Origin of the sequence: Schnuerera sp., assembly GCF_035459645.1 — a bacterium.
GTDB lineage: Bacteria > Bacillota > Clostridia > Tissierellales > Tepidimicrobiaceae > Schnuerera.
The window spans coordinates 1-2,255 of the sequence record NZ_DATHXO010000344.1 but is presented as its reverse complement, the minus strand read 5'-3'; the positions used below and the strand labels follow the sequence as shown (position 1 = coordinate 2,255).

The window sequence follows — 2,255 nt, the reverse complement described above, 5'->3', positions numbered from 1 at the left end:
AAGCAAAAAGAAAACCAATTATAAAAAAGGTTAGCTTAAATGCACATCCTAGAGTAGACTAACAAGATCACAGGAGTTAAACCTCCTGTGATGTGATTTATTTTAAAAATAGAAAGGGGTCTAATATGGGGTTAAGGTTTTTGTTAAGAAAAGAAAATTTCGGTGCACTTTTATATGATAGAAAAACTTTTGAATTTTATTTTATTGATCAGTTTGGATTTGATATAATTTCTAACATTGATAAAATAGGCATTCGAAAAACAATAGGGATTTATGACTATAATGATAGGAATAATGTTGTTGAATATATAGAAGAATTAAGTAAAATTGACTTAATTAAAGATAATAAAATTAATGCTGATATTATAATAAATGAGCCAACTGAAAAATCTTTGTCTGCACCAATAAAAACATATTTAACTATTACTGATATTTGTAATTTAAGATGCAAACATTGTTTTGGGGATTTTGGAGAAGGTAGTGAAATGAATATGAAAGACATTAGATACGTGTTAATGCAATTAAAAAAATTAGGGGTACCCCAAATAAGTATTACTGGTGGGGAACCTTTATGTCATCCAAGAATATATGACATAATTGAATTAATAATAGAAGAAGGTTTTACAATACAAATAACCACCAATGGTTTACTTATAAATGATAGATTTGTAAATACATTTTCTAAATACAGTAATCAATGTTTCAGAGTGTCAATTTCATTAGATGGAATAGAAGAAGCCCACGATAGAATTAGAGGCAAAGGGAATTTTTCAAAAGTCATGGATAAAATTAGATTTTTGCAATATAATAATTTAAATTTTGGTGTCAATACAGTAATTAATAATTATAATATAGATACTATAAATCAGTATTTAGATATGTTGTTAGAAAATAAAATTACTAATGTTTCTTTTTCATTAATAATGCCAACGGGAAGGGCAGGTAAAGGGCAAGTTAATCTCATTAAATTAAATGATAGTCTTTGGAAGGATAAAATTGTTAGGGTGAAGAAAAGTATAAAAGAATTTGCAATGAAAACGGCATCTTCTCAATATGCATTTGGCAAGATTGTTACTCCAGATGGAGAATTTGTTTTGGAGCATGACGAGATTCGTACTGAATTAGGGCTAAAAAGATGTGCTGCTGGTTCGTATATTGTAACTATATCATCAAATGGTGACTTACTTCCATGTGTACACTTAAGAGACGTCTTTGCTAGAAGAAAGATTTATTCTGAATCTATTTTTGATAAACCGCTAAAGGAAATATGGGATTTTAATGAGCAATTTTTATTCATGCGAAATCTTGAAGCGGGTAATATTTGTACTTCTTGTGAATCTTACATAAATGGATTATGTGTTGGAGGTTGTCCAGCTATTTCTGATATATTTTCTGATAATGTTTTTGACAACGATCCTTATTGCCATAAATGGGAGGTTAAATAAAAATATTTCACAAGTTAGATATAGAGGTAGTGCAGTATTTCATACAATAGAATAGCTTTGATTTTTATTTTTAATATGTTAAGGCTTATTCTAAAATTGTCGAGGAAGTGAATGTACATTCTTTTATCTTCAAGTTTACAGAGCTAATAGAAATGCAAGGAGGATTTTATGATAAAGGTAGATAATATCAAAAAAACTTTTGTAATCCCTGTTAAAAAAAACAATAGTTTTCTAAAAAATCTTATCTGCAGAGAATACATTCAGAAAGAAGCTGTCAAAGGAGTTAGTTTTTTTGTAAATAAAGGAGAATTAATTGGATACATTGGTCTGAATGGTGCTGGAAAATCGACAACAATAAAAATGTTATGTGGAATACTTAACCCTGATGCAGGTAGTATTAAAGTTAATGAATTAGATCCTTTTACAAATAGAAAAGAGAATAATATGAAGATAGGAGTAGTATTTGGACAACGAGGGCAATTATGGAGGGATTTGCCAGTTCAGGATTCGTTGACATTATTGAAGAAGATTTACAATGTATCTAATGATGACTATAAAAAAAGAATTAAACTTCTAGATAAAACACTTAACATAGGAGAATTCATGAAGATTCCGGTGAGAAAACTAAGCTTAGGCCAAAGGATGAGATGTGAGTTTGCTGGAAGCCTTATTCATTGGCCAGATGTAATTTATCTAGATGAACCTACCATAGGATTAGATATATTAACTAAAAGGAGAGTATTATCATTTGTCAAAGAATTGAATAAGCAATATCAAAAGACTATAATATTTACAACTCATAATATGCAG

General features: G+C 29.0%; 2 protein-coding genes. Both read left to right on the top strand.

Annotated elements, in window-relative coordinates:
- Window positions 1-125: 125 nt before the first annotated feature.
- Window positions 126-1,445, top strand: coding sequence for a radical SAM/SPASM domain-containing protein (locus tag VK998_RS08050; protein WP_325227460.1), 1,320 nt, complete (start codon window positions 126-128; stop codon window positions 1,443-1,445).
- 168 nt (window positions 1,446-1,613) lie between these two features.
- Window positions 1,614-2,255: ABC transporter ATP-binding protein (locus VK998_RS08045; protein WP_325227459.1), on the top strand; the 642-nt coding region annotated here is incomplete at its 3' end.

Coding starts and splice junctions, on each gene's coding strand:
- VK998_RS08050 (WP_325227460.1), top strand. CDS start 126: ATGGGGTTAAGGTTTTTGTTAAGAAAAGAAAATTTCGGTGCACTTTTA.